Origin of the sequence: Paractinoplanes rishiriensis, from assembly GCF_016862375.1 — a bacterium.
Classification (GTDB): domain Bacteria; phylum Actinomycetota; class Actinomycetes; order Mycobacteriales; family Micromonosporaceae; genus Actinoplanes; species Actinoplanes rishiriensis.
In genome coordinates, this window is sequence record NZ_BOMV01000105.1 from 36,080 (window position 1) to 57,700 (window position 21,621).

Here is a 21,621-nt window from a genome sequence, read left to right on the forward strand (position 1 = left end):
CCGGCATTGAGGATGCGCGGGGTTGCGGAGACTATACAAGCGTGCAGTACGCTACACACGTGAGTAGTCAGAGCGACCTGACCGCACGAGCCCGGATCCGGGAGGCCGCGATCACCCTCTTCGCCGATCGGGGCATCGAGGGTGCGACGATCCGCGACATCGCGCAGGCGGCAAGCGTTTCGTCCGGTTTGCTGCGCCACCACTTCGGGTCCAAGGAGGGGCTGCGCGACGCCTGCGACGAGTGGGTTCTGGGTCAGCTGACCGGGATCAGTGCCCGGTTCGCCACGCTCCAGGTGTTCGACCACATCTCGCCCGAGATCCTGCTCTGGCAGCGCTACATGATCCGGTCCCTGATGGACGGCTCACCCACCGGTGCGGCGCTGTTCGACCGCCTGATCGATTTCGGGGAGCAGTGGCTCGCCGGCACCGACCTCAAGGTCCAGGACCCGCGCGCGTTCGTCGCGGTCCTCAGCGTCATGAAGTTGTCGCTTTTCACCATGCGCGACCAGCTGTCCCGAGTCCTCGGCGTCGACACCGGCGAGCCGGAGGGTTGGGTGCGGATGCTCAAGGCGTCCGTCGAGATCTTTTCGCAACTGCTGGTCACCCCCGAGCACGCCGAGCTGATGCTGCAGGCATTGGACCGCGTGCACACCCCCGAGGAGCAGCCATGACCGAGGCCATCGATGCCGAGGGACTGATCAAACGGTTCGGTAAGGTCACCGCCCTGGACGGGCTAGACCTGCGGGTCCGGACCGGCGAGGTACACGGTTTCCTGGGGCCCAACGGCGCCGGCAAGACCACCGCCATCCGCATCCTGCTCGGCCTGATGCGTCACGACGGCGGCCGGGTCGGCCTGCTCGGCGGCGATCCGTGGGCGCAGGCCACCGAGCTGCACCGGCGTCTCGCGTACGTGCCGGGCGACGTCACCCTCTGGCCCAACCTGACCGGCGGCGAGGTGATCGACCTGCTCGGCCGGCTGCGCGGTGGCCTCGACCCGAAACGGCGCGCCGAGTTGCTGGAGCGCTTCGAACTCGACCCGCGCAAGAAGGGCCGCACCTACTCGAAGGGCAACCGGCAGAAGGTCGCGCTGGTCGCGGCACTCGCGTCCGATGTGGAGCTGCTGATCCTCGACGAGCCGACCAGCGGCCTCGACCCGCTGATGGAGGAGGTCTTCCGCGACGTGATCCTCCAGGAGAAGCGGCGCGGCGACCGGACCGTCCTGCTCTCCAGTCACATCCTCGCCGAGGTGGAGAAGCTCTGCGACCGTCTGACAATCATCAGAGATGGCCGTACGGTCGAGACGGGCACCCTGGCCGAGATGCGCCACCTCACGCGTACGTCCATCCAGGCCGAACTGGCCGGTCCGCCGGACGGGCTCGCCACCATGGCGGGCGTGCACGACCTGCGCACCGACAACGGCCTGGTCCGCTTCGACGTCGACACCGATGCGCTCGAACCGGCCCTGCAGGCGCTGGTGAAGGTCGGCGTGCGCAGCCTGGTCAGCCAGCCGCCGTCGCTCGAGGAGCTGTTCCTGCGGCAATACCAGAGGACCGAACGATGACCGGCACCGGCAAACTGATCCGGCTCATCCTGCGCCGCGACCGCTTCATCCTGCCGATCTGGGTGCTGCTGTTCGGCCTGCTCCCGGCGGCGTACCTCGCCTCGTTCGAGGGCCTCTTTCCGACCGATGCCGAACGCATCACGTACGCACAGGTCAGCGCCGACAACGCCGGCTTCGTGGCGCTGTACGGCCTGCTGCGCGGCGACTCGTTCGCGGTGCTGGCCAACTGGCGGGCCGGCTTCGTGCCCGTGATGATCGGCCTGTGTGCCCTGCTCACCGTCGTCCGGCACACCCGGGTCGACGAGGAGGCCGGCCGCTCCGAACTGCTCGGCGCGACCGTGGTGGGCCGGCAGGCACAGCTGGCCGCTGCGCTGATCACGACGGCCGCCGCGAGCCTGCTGCTCGGCCTGGTGACGTTCGCGGTGACCCTCGACCAGGGTTCGGTGGCCGGTTCGCTGGCGTTCGGCGCCGAGTTCGCGGTCAGCGGCTGGATCTTCGCGGCGGTCGCGGCCATCACGGCCCAGCTCACCAGCAGCGCCCGCAGTGCCCGGGCGATCGCCATCGTGATCCTGGGCGCCTCGTACGCGCTGCGCGTCGGCGGCGACATCTCGGCCCTGAGCGACGGCAGCCTCTCCTGGCTGTCCTGGATCTCCCCGCTCGGCTGGGTGACCCGCATCTTCCCGTTCGCCGCCGTCAACTGGTGGCCGGTGATCCTCTCGGTCCTGTTCAGCGCCGCCGCGGTGGCGGTGGCGGTGATCCTGCGCCGGCACCGCGACCTTGGCGACGGCCTGGTCGCGTCCCGCCTCGGCCGATCCACCGCGGCCGCAACCCTGCGCACCCCGCTGGCCCTGGCCTGGCGCCTGCACCGCGGCCTGCTGCTCGGCTGGACCGTGGGCCTCGGCCTTCTCGGCCTGATCTTCGGTGGCGTGGGCGGCAGCGTCCTCGACATCGCCAAAGACAACAAGGGCCTGAGCGACATCTTCGCCAACCTGGGCGGCTCCACCGATCTGGTGGACAGCTTCTTCGCCGGCACCGCCGGCATGGTCGGCCTGATCGCCGCCTGCTACGCCATCCAGGCCACCCTGCGCCTGCGCGACGAGGAAACCACCGGCCACGCCGAGGCGGTGCTGAGCACGGCCGCCTCCCGCGGCACCTGGGCCGCCAGCCACCTGTTGTTCTCACTGCTGGGCCCGGCACTGGCCCTGTTCGCCGAGGGCCTGGTGGCCGACCTGGCCTACCGGGGCGGCGACCCGGGCGCGATCCTGGCCGGCACCATGATCCAGCTCCCCGCGGTCTGGGTCCTGGCCGGCGTGGCGGTCCTGCTGTTCGGCCTGCTGCCGCGCTGGTCCGCGGTCGCCTGGGCGGCGCCGGCCCTGTGCGTGCTGGTCCTGCTGGTAGGCCAGACCCTCCAACTCGACCAGTGGCTGCTGGACATCTCCCCGTTCACCCACATCCCGCACATGCCGGGCGGCGACCTGACCCCGGCCCCGCTGATCACCCTGACCGGCGTGGCGGTGCTGCTGGGCGCGGTGGGCTTGACCGGCCTACGCCACCGCAACGTCCCCGACTGACGGAGCCGGCGCCGGCCGGCGGGCCATCCGCCGCCGGCGCCGCCCAACGTCGATAGCTCCCCGCGCGGCGCCGCCTCGCACCGCCGGGGCCGGACGCTGCGGCGCAGCGCGGGTCAATTCCGGTCGGGGAGGAGGCGTTCCTCGTGGTCGAGTTCGCGTTCCAGGATGCGTAGGCCCTCGTCGGTCAGGCTGCCGGCGTCGCGCCAGCGGAGTAGTTCCTCGCGCTGGGCCTCGATCACCTGGTGGCGTACGTGCAGGGCGGCCTCGTACTGCGGTGACTGGGGAATCTCGTCGGACTCGGCCTGTTCTAGCAGGTCCAGGCGGCGGCGGTAGCGCTCCAGGCGGATCTCCAGCTGGCGGCGCATGGTTTCGATGGCCTGGTCCTCGACGTTGTCGTGCTGTTCCTGCCGGATCTCGTCGAGGCGGTCCAGGGCGGCCTGCACGGAGGCCGAGCGGGCCTCGTTGCGTTCCCGGGCCAGGTCGGCCTTGTTGGCCCGCAGGCCCAGGCGGCGCACCAGCGGCGCGAAGGTCAGGCCCTGGCCCAGCAGGGTCACCAGCACCACGATGAACGCGCAGAACTGCAGCAGGTCGCGGTCGGGGACGTTGTCCTTCAGGGTGAAGATGGCGGCCAGCGTGATCACGCCGCGGGTCCCGGCCCAGCTGAGCGCCACCACCTCCCTGCTGTTGAGCGCCTCCTCGCGGCCGGCGCCCTCGCCGCCCAGGCGCATGTGCAGCCGCCGGGGCAGCAGCTGCGTGAGCACCAGCCAGAGCGGGCGCAACAGCAGCACCACGCCGACCGAGATGGCCACCGCGATGCCGATCGTTCCGGGGGAGTAATCGTGCAGGCTGTCGACCACCTCGGGCAACTGCTGGCCGATCAGCAGGAAGACCATGCCCTCGAGGATGAAGTCGACCAGCCGCCACACCGCGCTGGTCTGCAGCCGGCCGGCCGCCGAGGCGTAGCGGGGTGCGTCGTGGCCGACGATCAGGCCGGCGATCACCACGGCCAGCACGCCGGAGACGTGCACCGACTCGCCGAGCAGGTAGGCGGCGAACGGGGTGATCAGCGAGATGGTGTTCGAGCTGATGGGATCGTTGCGCAGGTGGCGCAGGGCCCGGACCACGTACGCGACCAGGACGCCGGCCACCACGCCGCCCGCCGCCGAAATGAGGAACTGCAGGGTGGCGCCGGGGAACGAGAAGCCGTCGCCGTCGATGGCGGCCACCGCGACGGTCAGGATCGTCAGCGCGGTCGCGTCGTTCAGCAACCCCTCGCCCTGGATCAGCGTGATCAGGTTGCCGGGCAGCCCGGCCCGCCGCCCGACGGCCAGGGCCGCCACCGGGTCGGGCGGGGCGATCGCCGCACCCAGCGCGACACCGGCGGCCAGCGTGGCGCCGGTGACCCACAGGCTGAAGCCGAGACCCACCAGCATCGCGGTGGCCAGCACCAGCAGCACCGACAGGCTGATCACGGTGCGCAGGTTGCGGCGGATGTCGAGCAGTGAGGAGTCGAGCGCCGCGTTGTAGAGCAGCGGCGGGATGACCAGGGTCAGCACCAGTTCCGGCTCGAGCCCGACATTTTCGCCGGGAAGCTCGGCGTACACGATCCCGATGATGGTGAGCAGGGCGGCCGAGGGCAGCCCGGTTTTATGCGACAACGTCCGGATGGCGACGATCACCGCGACCGCGCACAGGACGAACAGCAGGTTTTCCTCGACGCTCACCGGTCCATTCTTTCGAACGTTTGATGCCCTCGTGGCGGGGGATGCGAATGATCGTGGACATCGAGGGCTGGCCGGGAGCGGTCGCTGACCTGCTCGAGCCCCGGGGCCGATGGATGCCGTCCCACCCCGCTAGCCGGTCGCTTTTCATGCGGGCCGGGCCAAGCGGATCAAACCGCTGGCCGGGCGCGCCTTCAGCACGGTCACCACGCGCCTACCTGGCCGTGCTGGACGCATGGGCCGCGGGCTGGGAGCGGCGCCGACCAGCAGTGCCACCCCGGCGGCGACCCGGGGCGCCCGGCGCGACGGCGGCGGCCTGACCGAGATGACCCGGGCGGCCGACGCGGCAATCGGCGAGACGTTCCCCGATGTCCGCTTCGTCACCGGTGTGCTGGCCGACCCGAACCTGGAGACCGGCGAGTTGCGGTACGTCACGCCGGGCATCCGGCACCCGAGCAGCTGCGGGCCGGGCGGGCGGTGCGGCGGCCGTTCGGGCTCGCCCACCGGGGCGGACCACCACGACGCCGTCGTCGCGGGAGGCGCTGATCGTGAGATGCATGGCGCCCGTTGTGACCTTGAGTGGCCGGCCGTGCCACGGGGCACGGCCGGCCGGGTGGCGCGTCAGTACCGGTAGTGCTCAGGCTTGTACGGACCGTCGACGTCGACGCCGAGGTACTCCGCCTGCTTCTTGGTGAGGGTGGTCAGTCGTACGCCGAGCGCGTCGAGGTGCAACCGCGCGACCTTCTCGTCGAGGTGCTTGGGCAGCACGTAGACCTGCTTGGCGTACTCGCCCGGCTTGGTCCACAGCTCGATCTGGGCCATCACCTGGTTGGTGAACGAGTTCGACATGACGAAGCTGGGGTGGCCGGTGGCGTTGCCCAGGTTCATCAGCCGGCCCTCGGACAGCACGATCACCGAGTGCCCGTCCGGGAAGCGCCACTCGTGCACCTGCGGCTTGATCTCGATCTTTTCGATGCCGGCGACCTTGCCGAGGCCGGCCATGTCGATCTCGTCGTCGAAGTGGCCGACGTTGCCGACGATGGCGTTGTGCTTCATCGCGGACAGGTGCTCGACCGTGATGATGTCGGTGCCACCGGTGGTGGTGATGAAGATGTCCGCCTCACCGATGACGTCCTCGATGCGGACCACCTGCATGCCGTCCATGGCCGCCTGGAGCGCGCAGATCGGGTCGATCTCGGTGACCACGACGCGGGCACCCTGGCCGCGCAGCGTCTCGGCGGAGCCCTTGCCGACGTCGCCGTAGCCGCAGACCACGGCCAGCTTGCCGCCCAGCATCACGTCGGTGGCCCGGTTGAGGCCGTCGACCAGCGAGTGCCGGATGCCGTACTTGTTGTCGAACTTGCTCTTGGTGACCGCGTCGTTCACGTTGATCGCCGGGAAGAGCAGGGTGCCCTCCTTGGCGAGCTTGTAGAGGCGGGCCACGCCGGTGGTGGTCTCCTCGGTGACGCCGCGGATGTCGGCGGCGATCCGGGTGAACCGCTGCGGGTCGTCGGCCAGGCTCGCGCGCAGGGCCTCGAGGATCACCCGGTACTCGTGGTTGTCCTCGTCGGTGGCCTGCGGCACCGCGCCGGCGCCCTCGAACTCGACGCCCTTGTGCACCAGCAGGGTGGCGTCACCGCCGTCGTCGAGGATCATGTTGGGGCCTTGGCCGTCACCGAAGTCGAACAGGCGCATGGTGGCCCACCAGTACTCCTCCAGCGTCTCGCCCTTCCAGGCGAAAACCGGGACACCCTGCGGCTGCTCGAGCGTGCCGTTGGGCCCGACCACGACCGCGGCGGCCGCCTCGTCCTGGGTGGAGAAGATGTTGCAGGACACCCAGCGAACCTGAGCGCCGAGCGCAACCAGCGTCTCGATCAACACCCCGGTCTGCACGGTCATGTGCAGCGAGCCGGCGATGCGGGCTCCGCGCAGCGGCTGCGAGTCACCGAGCTCGGTGCGCAGTGACATCAGGCCGGGCATCTCGTGCTCGGCGAGGCGCAGCTGGTGACGGCCCGCCTCGGCCAGCGTGAGGTCTGCGACCGCGAATTCCAGACCGTTGATGACCTGGAGTTTTTCGGACATACGGAGGGCTCCCTCCCTCTCAGGAGGCGCCCTTGCAGTCAGCAAGCCGGCGGCCGAGCGTGGCGGACACCCCATAGGAGGAAGGTCCGTTGCAGCGCCTCTCGGCCGGGCCTTTACACCTTACCGTGAGCCTGGGATTCTTAGCCGCCCGATGTGATTCGACTGGCAGGGTAGGGACGTGCCCGAGGCGCCAACCAGGGCATTTAGCCCACGCACCATCCGCATTCAGCTCACCTTCGCGGTCACCGCGGTCGTCGCCCTCGTGGTCGCGCTGTCCGGCCTGATCCTGGTGATGCGCGCGAGCGACAGCAACCGCGCCGACGTCGACCGCGCGCTCGCGACGCGAGCGGCGCAGGTCCGCTCGGCGGCGGCTAAGTCCGGCTCGCTGCCCACCGACGGCACCTATGCGGTACGCCTCCTGGACGCGACCGGCGTGCGGGCGGAGGCGGGTGCCAAGACCCAGTTCTCCACACCGGTCAAGGACGGCTACTCCACGGTCACCGCCGCGGACGGTTCGCACTGGCGCTCGTGGGCCGAGACGCTGAAGACCGGCGCGCAGATGCAGATTTTGATGAGCTTGACCGACGTCGAGGACGAGCATTCCGGAAATGTCATGACAATTAACCTCCTCGTCCTGCTCGCCGCCCTGGTTGCCGCCGCCGGCACCTGGCTCGCCGGTGACCTGATCCTGCGCCCGCTCGCGCGGCTGGTCGGAGGTTCCGCGGCCAGCTCGGGGGACCGTCCCATAAACCCGGCAAGCCCGGAGACCTGGAAGGGTCCGGTCGGCGCGGAGGATGCCACGGTTCTGCTGCCCCGGATAGAGCTGCCCGCGACCGATACCGGCAACGGGGTGTCGGGCCGGCCGGCCACGGCTTCCGAGCCCGCGGCCACCGAACGTTTCGCCGCGGAGGTGGGCGAACAGCTGCGGGAGCCGCTGGCCCGCCTCGGCGACGAACTCGATCAGTTGCTCGACCAGCCCGAGATGCCGGCCACTCAGCGCCACCTGATCCTCGCCGCGATCCAGACCGAACATCGCCGGATCGGCGCCATGCTCGACGACATCGAGACGCGGGCGCGCGGCACCTCTGCCTGACGCTCGCCCGACAATCCGGTAAGTCGTATTTGTCGAGGAGTAGGTGGTGCGGAGGCCGGGTGCGGGTCACCGCAGGGCGAAGGTGGCCAGCCGCAGGCCGGGACTCAGGACCAGGTAGACGTCGTGGCGGCCGGTGGTTCGGGTCAGCGTCGCTGAGGTGGTGGCGTAGGTGTAGGCGTTTCCGGTCGACGCCACCTGGGCGGTGCCGAGCAGCTGGCCCGTCGGGGAGCCCAGACGAACCTCGATGGTGCCCGCGCCCGATGTTGCCTTGGAGGCACGGACGGTGACGGCGCTGACGTCACTCAGCTGGGCGTCCCGGTAGGCGACCCAATCACCCGCCGTGACTGCGCTGACGACTGTGCCGGCAGACTTCGCTTCGTCGGCCAGGCGCACCGCTGGGGCGTACGCGTCGAAGGTTTCTGCTCTTGTTTCGAGCTTGAGGTCTCGGGGCGGGATGGTTTCGCCGGTTACCGACCTGGACGTGCGCTGGCGGATGTCGGCTGCGGAGGCGCCGAGCAGGATGTCGTACTCGGATGTCTCGACCACCCACCTGGCGCGGGTCTGGTCCCAGCGGGCCAGGTCGGCGTCGCGCAGCGGCAGGCTCACGGAGGTGGAGGCTCCGGCTTTCAGGTGTACGCGCTGGAAGGCGCGCAACTGCTTGACCGCCGTGACGTCGCGGGACGTGCGCTGGTGGGTGTAGAGCTGGACCACCTCGTCGCCGTCGCGGGTGCCGGTGTTGGTGACCGTCAGCGTGACCGCGTCCGGGCTGACCTGCGGCGTCCCGTACTGGAACGACGTGTAGGACAGGCCGTGCCCGAACGGGTAGAGCGGGGTCTGCTGCGAGTAGAGGTAGGTCTGGCCGGACGTGATGATGTCGTAGTTGTTCAGGTTCGGCGGCAGTTGGCTGTCCGCGTTGGGCCAGGTCTGGGTGAGTCGGCCGCCGGGGTTGCGGGTGCCGTAGAGGACGTCGGCGATCGCGTGGCCGGTCTCGGCGCCGGCATGTGTGGTCCAGACGATGGCCGGCACGTTCTGCTGCAGCCAGTTGATCGTCTGGGGGTAACTGGTCTGCAACACCACGACCGTGCGCGGGTTGGCCGCCAGCACCGCCCGGACCAGGGCTTCCTGGCCGGCGCCCAGGGCCGTCGAGGCACGGTCGCGGAGCTCCCGGCCGTTGATCACCGGGTTGGTGCCGACCACCACGACCGCGGTGTCTGCGGATCGCGCCGCGGCCACCGCCTCGTCGACGCCGCTGCGCAGGAGCTCGCGGGTGAGCACCGTGGCGTTGGTCCGGGAGCTCAGGGTGAGCTGGCCGTTGCTGCTCACCGTCACGTACTGGTTCGAGTTGGCGGTGGTGTCGTAACCGACGTAGCGCAGCACGTGACCGCCGGTGACCACCTCCAGCTTGAACTGCTGCTGCACGTTCCAGCCCTGGGGTTGATCGTCGCGAGCGGTGAACCGGCCGCCAGCGTAGCCCAGATATTTGCCGTTCCCGACGTTGCGCAACGTGACCACGCCGTCGCCCCAGTCGACCACGTCGAACTGCGCCGCGGCCGTGGCCGTGGTGCCCGTGGCGGTGACCGTGTCCGTGGTCGCGGTCAGATACCGGCCGTTGGCGTGCAGCGCGAGCCGGTCCGCGGCCTCCGACGCCGACACCGACGCGGCCCGCTCCGTGATCCCGTCGACCGCGGTCACCTGGTACGGCAGTTTCCCGCCGTACCAGTCGCTGTACAGGGTGTCGGCCAGCGGCCCGACCACGGCGACCCGCCCGCCCGGCGCCAGCGGCAACGCGTTGCCGGCGTTCTTGAGCAGCACCATCGCCTGCCCGGCCGTCTCGCGCGCGAGTTGCCGGTGGGCGGGGCTGTCGATCACGTCGGCGCCGATGCCGGCGTGCGGGCCGCCGTCCGGGTCGAACTCGCCGAGCCGGAAACGGATGCTCAACGCGTTCCCGACTGCGGTGTTGATCTCTTGTTCGGTCAGTTGTCCCTGGGTGAGCGCCGTCCGGATCGCGGTCACCGTCTTGCTGGGGTTGGCGTCGTCGACGGTGAAGCTGGACAGGCCCGCCTTGATCGTCGCGGCGTTCGCCTCGGCCAGCGTGCTGAAGTAGCGCTGCGAGCCGATCAGGTTGTTCGGCGCCCACGCGTCGGTGACGTTGAGCAGCGGGTAGTCGGTCCAGGCCCGGGCCGCGCCGATGGCCGGGTCCACGGTGGCCGGTCGTCCGTTGATCAGGTTGTAGGACGCCATGATGCCGGTGGCCGCGTTCGCCTCCAGCGGGGTGCGGAACACCTTCTGCTCGTACTCGGCCAGCACCCGCGGCGGCACGTTCGACGAGGTGGTGTCGCGCGAGGCCTCATTGTTGTACGCCGCATAGTGCTTCAGCGTCGGCGCCGTCTTGAGGTGGTCCGGGTCGTCACCCTGCAGCCCCAGCCCGTACGCGGTCGCCATCGCGCCGGTCAGGTGCGGGTCCTCGGAGTAGCCCTCCTCGTTGCGTCCCCACCGCGGATCGCGCAGCGGGTTGACCACCGGCGCCCACAGGTTGAGGCCGAACACCCGCGGGTTCCGGGCGTGGAATCCGCGGGCCTCGTCGCCGACCGCCGAGCCGACCCGCCGGATCAGGTCCGGGTCCCAGGTGCTGGCCATGCCCACGGCCTGCGGAAATGACGTGCCGTCGGCCATCACCACGGCGCCGCCGGCGTCGTAGTTGTTGGACCACGCCACGCCGTGCAGCGCCTCGGTGCCGGTCTTGAACAGGTTGAGGCCGAGCCGCGGGATGGCCGGCTGGTACTGGTGCAGCAGCGAGATCTTCTCGTCCAGCGTGAGCCGTGCGACCAGGTCATCGATCCGGGTCGGCAAGGGCAACTGCGGATCCTGATACGGGTACGCCTCGGCGTGCGCGACGGCGGGGACGGCCGGCACGGCCAGCAGGGCGACCGCGAGCGCGGCCAGGGAACGCCTTCGCATGACGACTCCGCATCGGATGTTGCCGAACCGCCTGCTCAGATGGGCAGAATCATCGAAGCGGTTCGATTGATGGTGGTGCGCTCACGGTACCTGAGCGCCGGACCTGCTGGGCCCGTAGCTCGGCGGCGAATTCCGCTTCCTCCCACTTCTCGGCCAGTGCGCGCAGCATCAGCCCGGCCTGGGTCTCCGGGGCGAGTCCGCCGATCGGCTGGTCCCGGTCGAGATTGGTGGGGAACGCGTAGCCCTCGGCGCTGGCCGCCACCACGTTAGCCACCGGACCCTCGAACGATCGCAGCACCGGATAGAGGGCCCGGCACATCGCGGTCCGGTCGACCGACTCCATGGCCCGGCCGAACGCCGACGAGACCTGCAGCAGGTTGGCCATCCGTCGCACGCCGGCCGACCGGTTGGTGCCGGCGCCGTGGAAGAGCGCCGGGTTGAAGAACGCGGCATCGCCCTTGCGCAGCGGCAACTGCACGTAGTTCTTCTCGAAGTACGCGCTGAACTCGGGCTGGTGGAACGCGACGTAGCCGGCCGGGTACTTCTGCGAGTGCGGCAGGTAGAGGGTCGGGCCGGTCTCCACCGGCATGTCCACGTGCGCCACCGCGCCCTGCAGGGTGAGCACCGGCGACAGCGCGTGCACGTGCGCCGGATAGCGCCGCGCCTGCTCCTGCGACATGAACCCGAGGTGGTAGTCGCGATGGGCGACCTGTGCGGTCCCGCCCGGGTTCACCACGTTGACCTGCGAGGTGACCTGATATCCGGCGCCCAGCCAGGCGTCGGCGATCACGGCCAGGGTCTCGTTGGCGTAGTAGGCCGCGAACGCGTCGGGATCCCGTACGGCAAATTTGTCCAACGCGCCCCAGACCCGGTCGTTCGCACCCGGCTTGGCGAAATGGTCGCCGGCGGCGAGGCCGGCGGCCTTCTGCTCCTCGATCAGGTCGCGGAACACGGCGGTCGCCCGGTCCACGATCGAGGATTCGAACGCGTGCGGGAACACCACGATGCCGGGGCCGTCGAGCAGCGCGCGGGCCAGTTCGGTGCGCATCTCGACGGTGTCGGCCACGGTTTCGTAGATCGGGACGTTACGCTCGATCCGGGCGGCGAGCGGGTAGTCGGCGGGGTCGGTGGTCTGTTCGACGAGCGCCCGGAAATCCGTCAGCCGGCAGTCGTCGGGGGTGAACCAGGTAGTCATGGCGTCACGCTAAGGTGCTAAGAAACATCAAAGACCTTCCATAAAACCTCAAAAACCCCTCATCCTGTACGCGTGAAGCACCCCTACCGGATTCGAGAGATCGCCGCTCAGGCCGGCCTCAGCGAAGCCACCGTGGATCGCGTGCTGCACCAGCGGGGCGGGGTCCGGGACAGCACGGCCCGCGAAGTGCACGAGGCCATCGCCGACCTGGACCGGCAGCAGTCCCAGGTCCGCCTCGGCGGGCACACCTTCATGATCGACGTCGTGGTGCAGGCACCGCCCCGGTTCGCGGTCGCGGTCAAGGCGGCGGCCGAGGCGGCTTTGCCCGACCTGCGGCCCGCGGTGATCAGGTTCCGGTTCCATGCCGCCGATCCGGTGTCGACGCTTCCCCGGATCGGGCGGTCCCGCTCGCACGGCCTGATCCTCAAGGCGCCGGACCGGCCGGAGGTTGCCGACGCCGTGGGCAAACTGAACATTCCGGTGGTCACCCTGGTCACCGACCTGCCGTCGAGCAAGCGGGTGGCGTACGTGGGCATCGACAACGCGGACGCCGGCGCCACCGCGGCCTACCTGGTCGAGCAGTGGCTGGCCGACCGGGCCGGCGACGTCCTGGTGGTGCGCGGAGACGGGGCGTACCGGGGTGAGGACGAGCGGGAGGCCGGCTTCCGCGCCGAGATGTCGGCCCGCAACCCGTACCGCCGGCTGCACGTGGTCGTCGACGAGGAGGACCGGGCCGACGCGGTGCACGCCCGGGTGCGTGCCGTGCTCGCCGACAACCCCTCGGTCCGGGCCGTCTACTCGCTGTACGCCGGCGCCGGTGGGAACGCCGCGGTGGTCGACGCGTTCGCCGCCGAGCACCGCAAATACGACGTTTTCGTGGCGCACGACCTCGATGCGGAAAACACGGCGCTGCTGCGTACCCATGCCTTGTCTGCGGTGTTGCACCACGATCTGCGCGCCGACCTGCGCCGCGCGGGCCTGGCCATCATGCAGGCGCAGGGCGTGCTGGCCGGCCCGATCCGCTCCAACCCGGCCGCGATCCAGGTGATCACGCCGTTCAACACCCCGCCGGTCGAGTTCTGAGATTTTCTTCGCGGTGTTGTCCGGATCCGCTCGGGCCGTTCGTCACCCTGGTGAAGTCAACCTTCAGGGAGATGAGAACGATGAAGTACCTGATGTTCGTCTGCGACGACACCGAGCCGGAGACCGACGAGTCCCGGGTGCCCGACATCCACGCCTGGGTCGCCGAGAACGACGCAGCCGGCCGCCGCATCACCGGCAACGTGCTGGCCGCACCGTCGGCCGCCACCACGATCCGGGTCCGCGGCGGCGAGGTGCTGCTCACTGACGGCCCGTTCGCCGAGACCAAGGAGGTGATCGTGGGCTTCGACATCCTGGAGTGCGCCGACCTGGACGAGGCGATCGCGGTGGCCGCCGCGCACCCGATGGCACATCTGGGCCGGCTCGAACTGCGCCCGTACGCGGACCTCTGAGTTGTCCTCCGTCGCTTCCGCCATCGCCGCCGGCTGGGACTCGTACGGGCGGATCGTCGCCACCCTGATCCGGGTGACCGGCGACTGGACGCTGGCCGAGGACTGTGCCCAGGAGGCGATGGCGGCCGCGCTGGAACGCTGGCCGCGCGACGGCGTACCCGACAATCCGGGCGGCTGGCTGCTCACGGTCGCCCGGAACCGGGCCGTCGACGTCCTGCGCCGCGCCGCCGTGGAGAACCGGAAACTCCAGGAGGTCGCCATGCTCTGGAACGCCGACCCACCGCCGCCCGGCCCCGAGATCGAGGACGACCGGCTCCGGCTCATCTTCACCTGCTGCCATCCCGCGCTGGCACTCGAAGCACGGGTCGCCCTGACCCTGCGCACCATCGGGGGAGTGCCGACCGCGGACATCGCCCGCGCGTTCCTGGTCACCGAGTCGGCCATGACGCGCCGCATCACCCGGGCCAAATCCAAGATCGCCGACGCCCGCATCCCGTACCGGGTACCCACCGGTGAGGCGCTCGCCGAGCGCCTGCCGGGGGTCCTGGCCGTCCTCTACCTACTCTTCACCAGGGGGTACGACGCGGACGGCGAGCCCGCGTTCGCCGACGAGGCCATCCGGCTGACCCGGTTGCTGGCGGCGCTGATGCCCGGCGAGTCGGAGGTGGCGTCGCTGCTGGCGCTCTGCCTGCTGCAACACTCCCGCCGCCGGGCCCGCCGCGACGCCAACGGCGACCTGGTCACGCTCGACCGGCAGGACCGCTCGAAGTGGGACCGGGCGGCCATCGCCGAGGGCTTGGAGATCCTGTTGCGCACGCCGGTGCAGGGCCCGTACGCGTTACAGGCCCGGATCGCGGCCTGCCATGCGGCGGGCGACGACACGGACTGGTTGTCGATCGCCGGCTGGTATGACGAGCTGGTCCGGATCCAGCCGTCGCCGGTGGTCGCGTTGAACCGGGCGGTGGCGCACGGCTACGCCTTCGGTCCGGCGGAGGGATTGGCGCTGCTGGCGGCGGCGCGGTCGGGCGGGGCGCTGGACGGGTACCCGGCGGCGATCGCGGTCGAGGCGGACCTGACGCTGCGGTCCGGGGACGCGTTCCGGGCGGCCGAGTTGTTCCGGGCGGCGGCGGCCGAGGCACCGTCCGAGGTGGAACGTCGGGCGTTGCTCACCCGGGCCGCCGAGGCGGTCACGGGCGGACCCGGCGCAGGGCCGCGCCGGTGATCACTGCGGCGAAGCCGGCGACGATCATCCAGAGCGTCGCCGGGCCGGTCACCGGGAGAGACGCGTTGTCGTCGACGGTTTCGGCGACGGTCAGGTCGAGCCGCAGCGCCCGGAAGTTGCCGTTCTTGTCGACGCCGGCCGCCACGAACGAGTGCTTGCCGAGGCTCAGCCCGTCCGGCACCTGGATCTCCGTCTCGAACGCGCCGTTCTCGTCGGCCGTGACGGTGCCCAGGACCCGCGGCTCCGAATAGACGGCGAGGGTGACCTCGGAGAACGGCGCGTAGCCACTGCCGGACATGGTCAGCGTCCCGCCCGGTGCCGCCGAGGTGATCGGGCCGTCCGGGGTGACGAGCGGCTCGCTGGTGTCCGGCGGTGTGGTGGGCACGGTCAGTTCGGTGGGCACCGCGGCGTTCGAGGAGGCCGAGGCCGGCGAGGTGCCGGCGGCGGAGAGGGCCACCACGCTGATCGTGTACGACGTGCCGGCCGCCCCGCCCACCACGCAACTCGTGGCGCCGGTGGTGAAGCAGCTCGCGCCGCCGGGGGAGGCCGTCGCGCGGTAGCCGGTGATGACCGCGCCGTTGGCCGCGGGCGGGTTCCACGAGACGGTGATCGAGGCCAGGCCGGCGCTGGCGGAGACGCCGGTGGGTGCGCCCGGCACCACCGGTCCCGGCGTGGGGGACACGGTCGGGCTCGGCATCGGCGCCGCCGTCGTGGGCGGTGTCGTCGGCGCGGTGGTGGGCGATCTGGTCACGGGAGTGGTGGGTGAGGTCGTCGGCGCAGTGGTGGGTGGCGTCGTCGTCGGCGCTGTGGTCGGAGCGGTCGAGGTCGGAGCGGTCGAGGTCGGCGGTGTCGTCGTCGGTGCCGTGGTGACCGGCGGGGTGGTGGCTGGCGGCGGGGTGGTGGCTGGCGGCGCGGTGGTCGGTGGCGGGGTCGTGGTCGGGGTCGTGGTCGCGGGCGTCGTGGTCGCAGGCGTCGTGGTCGGCGCCGTCGTCGGGGGCGTGGTGGTGGGGGGCGTGGTGGCGGGTGTCGTGGTGGGCGGTGACGTCGGGACCGTCGCGGTCGGCGTCACCGTCGCGGTGACGAAATCGCCCGCTCCGGCGCTGTTGGCCGCCCACAACCAGATCTCGACCTCCTGATCGTTCTCCAGGTCGGCGAGGGTGGCCGTGAGCTTGCCGTCCTCGCCCGGCGTGGTGTCCACGGCGAGCCACGTCGCGCCCTCGTCGATGCTGGCCTGGTACTGCAGGTTGTCCGGGTCGCCGCCGTCGTCCGACGGTGCGAAGTCCAGCCGCGCCGACCCGTCCCCGGCGGTGGCCGTGAACTCGCTCGGCGCCGAGGGCGGGTCCGCGACCACGGTCGGCACCTCCACCATGCCCACGGGGCCGGATTCGTTGACCGCGCGGAGCCGGAGCAGGTACCTGCCGTTGGCCACGTCCGTCAGCCGGATGCTCAGGAAGCCGTCCACCGGCTCGGGCACCTTCGGTTCCCACGGCCCCTCGTCCAGCTGCAGCTCGTAGGCGGTGGCATCGGCCGCCTCGGTGAAGTCGATCCGGATCGCGCCGTTGCCGGACCACAGCCGGGCGATGCGCAGCTGACCCGGCGGGAACTGCGTCGGGGTGACCGAATCGTGCGCGTAGACCCCGTACCCGGTGCCGTTCTGCGCCCGGACCCGAACCGACACCTCCCCGTCGTTGCTCAGCCCTTCGAGCGTCGCCGTCAGGCTGCCCTCCCGGTCGGCGACGTCGAGATCGCGCCACGGGCCGCCCGCGATGCTCACCTGATAGCCGGCAATGTCCGATCCGCCGGTCCGGCCGGGTGCCGTGAAGATCAGAAACGCCGAGCGGTCCTCGGGCCGCAGGTCCAGCGGACCGGGTGCGCCGGGCAGATCGGGGTCCGGCGTGACGCTCGTGCCGGCCGCGTCGCCGACCACGCTGGTGCCGTCGACCACCTGGTCGGTGACCGCGCGGAGCGACACCGTGTTCGGCGTTTCGTTGATCAGCCCGGTGACCGCGACCTCGTACTGGCCGGAGTCGAGCCGGACCGCGTCGACCAACCGCCAGTTTTCGCCGTCGGTCGAGATCTCCCAGCCGGCGACGGTGGCACCGTTGTTGTCGCCCGGCGTGAACGTCAGCGTCGCGGCCTCGTTCCCGGGCGCCGCCTGGAGCCCGGTCGGCGCATCCGGTGGCGTGTACGGCCGGACGTCCTCGGCCCATCCGGCGCCCGAGAGCCCGGTGTCGTCGGCTACCTCGGTGTTGGCCGCCCGCACCCCGATGCGGTACGCGACGCCGTTCTCCAGCCCGTCGATCTCGCAGCTGGTCTCGGTCGTCGTCCGGCAAAGGAGCCCGGTCGGGACGGGTTCGTCATCGGTGTTCCGGAACGCCTCCGCGACGTAGCGGACCACCGGCGCGCCGTCGTTGCTCTCGACCGCCTCCCAGCTGACGGTGGCTTTTCCGTCGCCGGCCACGGCCGTGACCCAGGCGGGCGGCTTAGGCACGGTCCGGGCGGCGAGCGAGGTGATCGGACCGTCGAAGTTGAGCTCGTTCGGTCCCAGGTCTTCGTCGTCCACCCGGACATGGACGTTGCCGCTGGGGAAGGCGACGAGCAGTTCGCCGCTGTCGGCCGCCGCCAGCGCGACCGGGCCCTCGTCGTAGGCCCGGGTGACGGGCTGCGGATCCTCGCCCGGAATGACGGCGTAGGCCCGTCCGGACTCGTTGTCCGCGACGTACAGGACGCCGGACCGGTCCACCGCGAGGTCGTTCGCGACCACGTCCTGCATCACCGGCACCGACGCTTCGGGCAGGTACTGGTAGACGGTTCGAGTCGCCCGGTCCGCGAAGTAGACGGCGTCGCCCGTCACGCTGGCCGCGACCGAGGACGGCGTGAGGCCCGGCGTGATCGGAAGATCTTCCGCCGGCATCGCTTCGGGACGCATCACCAGCCGCCGCTCGGTGGCGGAGACCGCGTAGACGGTGTGGAAGTCGTCCACCGCGATGTCGTCCACGGCCAGCGGGCCGACGACGAGCGAGTCGCCGAGCGTACGGTCGGAATTGATCTTCAGGACGCCCTGGTCGTCGCCGAGCTTCGCCGCGACGTAGGCCGAGCCGTCCCGGGACACGGCAACCGCCGTCGCCGCGGTGACGGGAATGTCCTCGACCCGGCCGGCGCCGGGGGTGAAGCGGCTGAGACTGCCCCCGTGGACCGTGTAGACCGCGAAGTCGGTGTCCACGGTCCGGGTCTGCGCCGCGGCCGGCGTCGCTCCCACCAGCCCCACCAGGACGTTCACCAGCAGGACCAGCAGCACGGCACAACCGCGCCGCGGAATCGTTCTGACCATTTTCCGCAATCCCCACCGTGATGTCCGGTCGAAGCCGCCATTCACGTTATGGCGACGAAAGGGGCATCAGCGGGGAAACAACGGAAGCCGGCCGAGCCTAGGCGGCGGCGAAGCGGGTGGAGAAGTCCAGGGCGCGGGTCGACCAGCGGACCGCGTCCATGTATTGGCCGGCCAGATCGAAAGAGCCGAATTCGCCGTTCTCGTACGCGTCCACCGCGCGCAACACCCGGCCGAGCTTGCCGGTTCCCTCGGTGAGGGCGGCGACGATCGCGGGCGCCAGCGGGAACTGCTCGACCATCGCGGCCGGCGGCACCGACAGCAGTTCGCCGACGCCGCTGATCACGCCGGCCATGAAAGCGGTGTCCGGTGCCGCGCCGAACCAGGTGGCGATGTTCTCGCAGAGCCGGGCCCGGGTGAGTACGCCGAGCATGTGCTCCTCGGTGGTGCCGCTGACGTCTTCGAGGGCCATCAGCAGCGCCCACTGCCGGATGTGCGGCAGACCGACCATGACCACCGCCTGACGCACCGACGAGACCCGGTTGGCGTGACCGGCCGCGACCGAGTTGCTGGCCCGCAGCACCCGCAGGGAGAGCGGCGGGTCGCTGCCGATGATGGTGACGATGCGCTGCAGGTCGGGTTCCTCGGCGCTGAGGGCGGACACCAGTTCGAGCCGGCGCAGCCGGGACGGGGACAGGCTGGCCACCGTCAGCACCTGGGGGTGGCTGAGCACGTACCCCTGGCGCAGCTCCATGGCGTACTTCTCGGCGAGGGCGAGTTGGTCGCCGGTCTCCAACCGCTCCGCCACGATCTTGATGTTCGGGTACTCCCGGCAGGCCGCGACCACCTCGTCGAGGTGGGACACGTCGCCGTCGAGCAGATCCAGTTTCACGTACGCGGCCAGGCCGAACAGCCGCTCGTGGCCGGAACCCCAGACGAAGTCGTCGAGGGCGATCCGGTAACCGGCGTCGACCAGCTTGGTGATGCCTTCGATCACCTCGTCGTCGATCTCGACGGTCTCCAGTACCTCGAGCACGACCTGTTCCGGGCCGAACGGCAGGGCCAGCGCGCCGGTGAGGAACTCCCGGGTGAGGTTGATGAAACAGAGCCGGTCGCCGGCCACCTCGCGGATGCCGAACTCGGTGAACGCGTTGATCATGACGCTGCTGGTCGCGTACGTGTCCTGGCGGCCTGCCGCCACCGCGTCAATGCTGCCGCGGAAGAGCAGCTCGTAGGCCACCACGCTGCCCTGCACGTCGAAGATCGGCTGCCGACCGACGTGCACAAGCTGGGTGCCGTCCGCAGGCGCCGAGGATGTCACGTTGCTGCTATCGGCCACCCCGGCGGTGACCTGATGAAAAAGCAAAGGATTGCAAGAAGAGAACAGGTTTACGAAAAAGGGCGACTGCGGCTATGGTCACGCGATGGTGCGGAAATTGATCCCCCTCGTGCTGGTGGCCGGCCTGCTCGGTGTCCCGGCTGCTCCCGCGTACGCCCAAAAAGCCCAAGGCACTCGCGCCGCGCTGGACCCCGCCCTGGTGGCCGGGCGCGGGGCGACCGTGCCCTTCGTCGAGCAGGAGGCCGAGACCGCGGCCACGAACGGGACGGTGATCGGACCGGACCGCACCGCCTACACGCTGCCGGCCGAGGCGTCGGGTCGCGCGGCGGTCCGGCTCACGCCGGGGCAGTGGGTCGAGTTCACGCTCCCGCGCGCCGCCAACGCCATCACGGTGCGCTACAGCATCCCGGACGCGCCGACCGGCGGCGGGATCACTGCGCCGCTGGCCGTCGAGGCCGGACCGGTGACCCGGACCATGATGTTGACCTCGCAGTACTCCTGGCTCTACAACCAGTACCCGTTCACCAACGACCCACATGCCGACCTGCTGCACCCGGACTGGTGGATCACCGAGTGTGCCTGCGTGCCGGCCGCGACCACGCCGGCTCCGGTGCTGACCAAGCCGTTCCGGCCCGGCCACTTCTATGACGAGCAGCGCCTCCGGCTCGGGCGCACGCTGCGGGCCGGGGACAGGGTGCGGCTCACCGCGTCGGCGGGCGCGGCCTGGACCGTGATCGACCTGCTCGACTCCGAACTGGTCGGCCCGCCGCACGTCGAACTGCTGGCGGCCAACGTGCTGCTGTTCGGCGCCGACCCGACCGGCCGGCGGGACTCGGTCGCCGCCTTCGAGAAGGCCATCGCGTTCGCCCGCAAGGCCCGGCTCAAGGTGTACGCGCCGCCCGGCACGTACCAGGTCAATCGGCATTTGATCGTGGATGAGGTGACGATCGTGGGCGCCGGCAACTGGTACACGGTCATCAAGGGCCGCGAGGTTGCCCTGCCGGCCCCGGCGCCGGACGGCTCGGTGCACACCGGCGTGGGCTTCTACGGCAGGTCCGCGGCCGAGGGCGGCAGCCGCAACGTGCATCTGGCCGGGTTCGCGATCGAGGGCGACGTCCGCGAGCGGATCGACACCGACCAGGTGAACGCGATCGGCGGCGCGCTGAGCGACTCCACGATCGACGGTCTCTACCTGCACCACACCAAGGTCGGGCTGTGGTTCGACGGTCCGATGTCGAACGTGCGGGTGACCGGCAACATCATCGTCGACCAGATCGCCGACGGCCTGAACTTCCACACCGGGGTCACCGACTCGCTGGTCCGCAACAACCTCATCCGCAACACCGGGGACGACGCGTTGGCCATGTGGTCGGAGAAGACGGCCAACGCGCGCAACACGTTCGACCGCAACACGATTCAGACGCCGACGCTGGCCAACGGCATCGCGATCTACGGCGGCACGGACATCACGGTGTCCCGCAACCTGGTGGCCGACCCGATCCGTGAGGGCAGCGGCATCCACGCCGGCTCCCGGTTCGGCGCCGAACCGTTCGCCGGCCAGCTGCGGATCACCGACAACACCACCGTGCGCGCCGGCACGTACGAGCTGAACTGGAACATCGGCCTCGGCGCGATCTGGTTCTACGCGCTGGACCGGAACATCGACGCGGACATTCAGGTGGTCGGCGATCACTTCCTGGACAACACGTACAACGCGATCATGCTGGTGGCCGACTGGCCGGTGAAGGATCTCTATGCGATAACCAACGTCAATTTCAAGGATGTACGGGTGGACGGCGCCGGAACGAGCGTGCTGAGCGCCCGGGTGGCCGGCGGCGCCACGTTCGAGAACGTCGACGCCCGCAACGTCGGCGCGGTCGGGGTGAACAACTGCGGGACGTTCCACTTCACGCCGGCCGGCTCGGAGTTCGCGGTCACCGACCGGGGCGGCAACGACGGCGGTTGGCTGGCCCCGTGGATGCTGCCCAACACCATCACCTGCGACGACCGGCCCCCGGTCGTGCCGCCGCCGCCCCCCGCGATCTGGTGAGTTAGCCT

15 protein-coding genes are annotated in these 21,621 nt (G+C 70.5%); 9 read left to right on the forward strand and 6 right to left on the reverse strand.

Features of this window, described 5'->3' with window-relative positions; translation table 11 throughout:
• The first annotated feature begins 59 nt into the window (after positions 1-59).
• From Ari01nite_RS44695 to Ari01nite_RS44705, 3 genes are read left to right on the forward strand one after another with little or no spacing between them, the layout of a single operon-like run.
• On the forward strand, positions 60-671 hold the full coding sequence (locus tag Ari01nite_RS44695) for a TetR/AcrR family transcriptional regulator (protein WP_203790281.1): 612 nt from the start codon (positions 60-62) through the stop codon (positions 669-671).
• Positions 668-1,561: an ABC transporter ATP-binding protein gene (locus Ari01nite_RS44700; RefSeq protein ID WP_203790283.1), complete on the forward strand. Its 894-nt coding sequence runs from the start codon at positions 668-670 to the stop codon at positions 1,559-1,561. Before Ari01nite_RS44695 ends, Ari01nite_RS44700 begins: the two co-directional genes overlap by 4 nt.
• Positions 1,558-3,132 carry an ABC transporter permease gene (locus tag Ari01nite_RS44705; RefSeq protein WP_203790285.1) on the forward strand — a complete coding sequence of 525 codons (1,575 nt, stop codon included), beginning with the start codon at positions 1,558-1,560 and terminating at the stop codon, positions 3,130-3,132. The genes Ari01nite_RS44700 and Ari01nite_RS44705 overlap by 4 nt, the downstream gene beginning before the upstream one ends.
• A gap of 113 nt (positions 3,133-3,245) precedes the next feature.
• On the opposite strand, the gene Ari01nite_RS44710 is transcribed toward Ari01nite_RS44705, so the two are convergent.
• Positions 3,246-4,856, reverse strand: coding sequence for a Na+/H+ antiporter (locus tag Ari01nite_RS44710; protein WP_203790287.1), 1,611 nt, complete (start codon positions 4,854-4,856; stop codon positions 3,246-3,248).
• Between the two features lie 232 nt (positions 4,857-5,088).
• Between Ari01nite_RS44710 and Ari01nite_RS44715 the strand changes: the two genes are divergently transcribed.
• Positions 5,089-5,487: a SpoIIE family protein phosphatase gene (locus Ari01nite_RS44715; RefSeq protein ID WP_203790289.1), complete on the forward strand. Its 399-nt coding sequence runs from the start codon at positions 5,089-5,091 to the stop codon at positions 5,485-5,487.
• On the opposite strand, the gene ahcY is transcribed toward Ari01nite_RS44715, so the two are convergent.
• Complete coding sequence (ahcY, locus tag Ari01nite_RS44720; protein ID WP_203790291.1) at positions 5,475-6,935, reverse strand: adenosylhomocysteinase; 1,461 nt, start codon at positions 6,933-6,935, stop codon at positions 5,475-5,477. The genes Ari01nite_RS44715 and ahcY overlap by 13 nt on opposite strands.
• 178 nt (positions 6,936-7,113) lie before the next feature.
• Between ahcY and Ari01nite_RS44725 the strand changes: the two genes are divergently transcribed.
• Complete coding sequence (locus Ari01nite_RS44725; RefSeq protein WP_203790293.1) at positions 7,114-8,028, forward strand: hypothetical protein; 915 nt, start codon at positions 7,114-7,116, stop codon at positions 8,026-8,028.
• Positions 8,029-8,094: 66 nt separating this feature from the next.
• Here Ari01nite_RS44725 and Ari01nite_RS44730 read toward each other — a convergent pair whose 3' ends face one another.
• Entirely contained in the window at positions 8,095-10,986 is a 2,892-nt protein-coding gene (locus Ari01nite_RS44730) for a glycoside hydrolase family 3 protein (RefSeq protein WP_203790294.1), read from the reverse strand.
• 49 nt (positions 10,987-11,035) lie between these two features.
• The gene (locus Ari01nite_RS44735; RefSeq protein ID WP_203790296.1) at positions 11,036-12,181 is read right to left on the reverse strand and encodes a phytanoyl-CoA dioxygenase family protein; all 1,146 of its coding nucleotides are present in this window, start codon (positions 12,179-12,181) and stop codon (positions 11,036-11,038) included.
• 72 nt (positions 12,182-12,253) lie between these two features.
• Between Ari01nite_RS44735 and Ari01nite_RS44740 the strand changes: the two genes are divergently transcribed.
• The 3 genes from Ari01nite_RS44740 to Ari01nite_RS51160 all read left to right on the forward strand — a co-directional run bounded on the left by Ari01nite_RS44740 (position 12,254) and on the right by Ari01nite_RS51160 (position 14,896).
• Positions 12,254-13,264: a LacI family DNA-binding transcriptional regulator gene (locus tag Ari01nite_RS44740; RefSeq protein WP_203790298.1), complete on the forward strand. Its 1,011-nt coding sequence runs from the start codon at positions 12,254-12,256 to the stop codon at positions 13,262-13,264.
• Positions 13,265-13,344: 80 nt separating this feature from the next.
• A complete protein-coding gene (locus Ari01nite_RS44745; protein ID WP_203790321.1) occupies positions 13,345-13,674 on the forward strand; it encodes a YciI family protein in 330 nt (109 codons plus the stop codon).
• A gap of 1 nt (position 13,675) precedes the next feature.
• Positions 13,676-14,896 carry an RNA polymerase sigma factor gene (locus Ari01nite_RS51160; protein WP_203790300.1) on the forward strand — a complete coding sequence of 407 codons (1,221 nt, stop codon included), beginning with the start codon at positions 13,676-13,678 and terminating at the stop codon, positions 14,894-14,896.
• Here the strand turns inward: Ari01nite_RS51160 and Ari01nite_RS44755 are convergent.
• Together Ari01nite_RS44755 and Ari01nite_RS44760 are read right to left on the reverse strand one after the other, a co-directional pair.
• Positions 14,862-18,227, reverse strand: a complete 3,366-nt coding sequence (locus tag Ari01nite_RS44755) for a fibronectin type III domain-containing protein (RefSeq protein WP_203790302.1) — start codon at positions 18,225-18,227, stop codon at positions 14,862-14,864. The genes Ari01nite_RS51160 and Ari01nite_RS44755 overlap by 35 nt on opposite strands.
• Before the next feature lie 97 nt (positions 18,228-18,324).
• Positions 18,325-19,545 carry an EAL and HDOD domain-containing protein gene (locus tag Ari01nite_RS44760; protein WP_239163553.1) on the reverse strand — a complete coding sequence of 407 codons (1,221 nt, stop codon included), beginning with the start codon at positions 19,543-19,545 and terminating at the stop codon, positions 18,325-18,327.
• 103 nt (positions 19,546-19,648) lie between these two features.
• Here Ari01nite_RS44760 and Ari01nite_RS44765 point away from each other — a divergent pair, with 103 nt between their 5' ends.
• Positions 19,649-21,613: a glycosyl hydrolase family 28-related protein gene (locus Ari01nite_RS44765; protein WP_203790304.1), complete on the forward strand. Its 1,965-nt coding sequence runs from the start codon at positions 19,649-19,651 to the stop codon at positions 21,611-21,613.
• Positions 21,614-21,621: the final 8 nt, after the last annotated feature.

Coding starts and splice junctions, on each gene's coding strand:
- Ari01nite_RS44700 (WP_203790283.1), top strand. CDS start 668: ATGACCGAGGCCATCGATGCCGAGGGACTGATCAAACGGTTCGGTAAG.
- Ari01nite_RS44705 (WP_203790285.1), top strand. CDS start 1,558: ATGACCGGCACCGGCAAACTGATCCGGCTCATCCTGCGCCGCGACCGC.
- Ari01nite_RS44715 (WP_203790289.1), top strand. CDS start 5,089: ATGGGCCGCGGGCTGGGAGCGGCGCCGACCAGCAGTGCCACCCCGGCG.
- ahcY (WP_203790291.1), bottom strand. CDS start 6,935: ATGTCCGAAAAACTCCAGGTCATCAACGGTCTGGAATTCGCGGTCGCA.
- Ari01nite_RS44730 (WP_203790294.1), bottom strand. CDS start 10,986: ATGCGAAGGCGTTCCCTGGCCGCGCTCGCGGTCGCCCTGCTGGCCGTG.
- Ari01nite_RS44735 (WP_203790296.1), bottom strand. CDS start 12,181: ATGACTACCTGGTTCACCCCCGACGACTGCCGGCTGACGGATTTCCGG.
- Ari01nite_RS44745 (WP_203790321.1), top strand. CDS start 13,345: ATGAAGTACCTGATGTTCGTCTGCGACGACACCGAGCCGGAGACCGAC.
- Ari01nite_RS44755 (WP_203790302.1), bottom strand. CDS start 18,227: ATGGTCAGAACGATTCCGCGGCGCGGTTGTGCCGTGCTGCTGGTCCTG.
- Ari01nite_RS44765 (WP_203790304.1), top strand. CDS start 19,649: ATGGTGCGGAAATTGATCCCCCTCGTGCTGGTGGCCGGCCTGCTCGGT.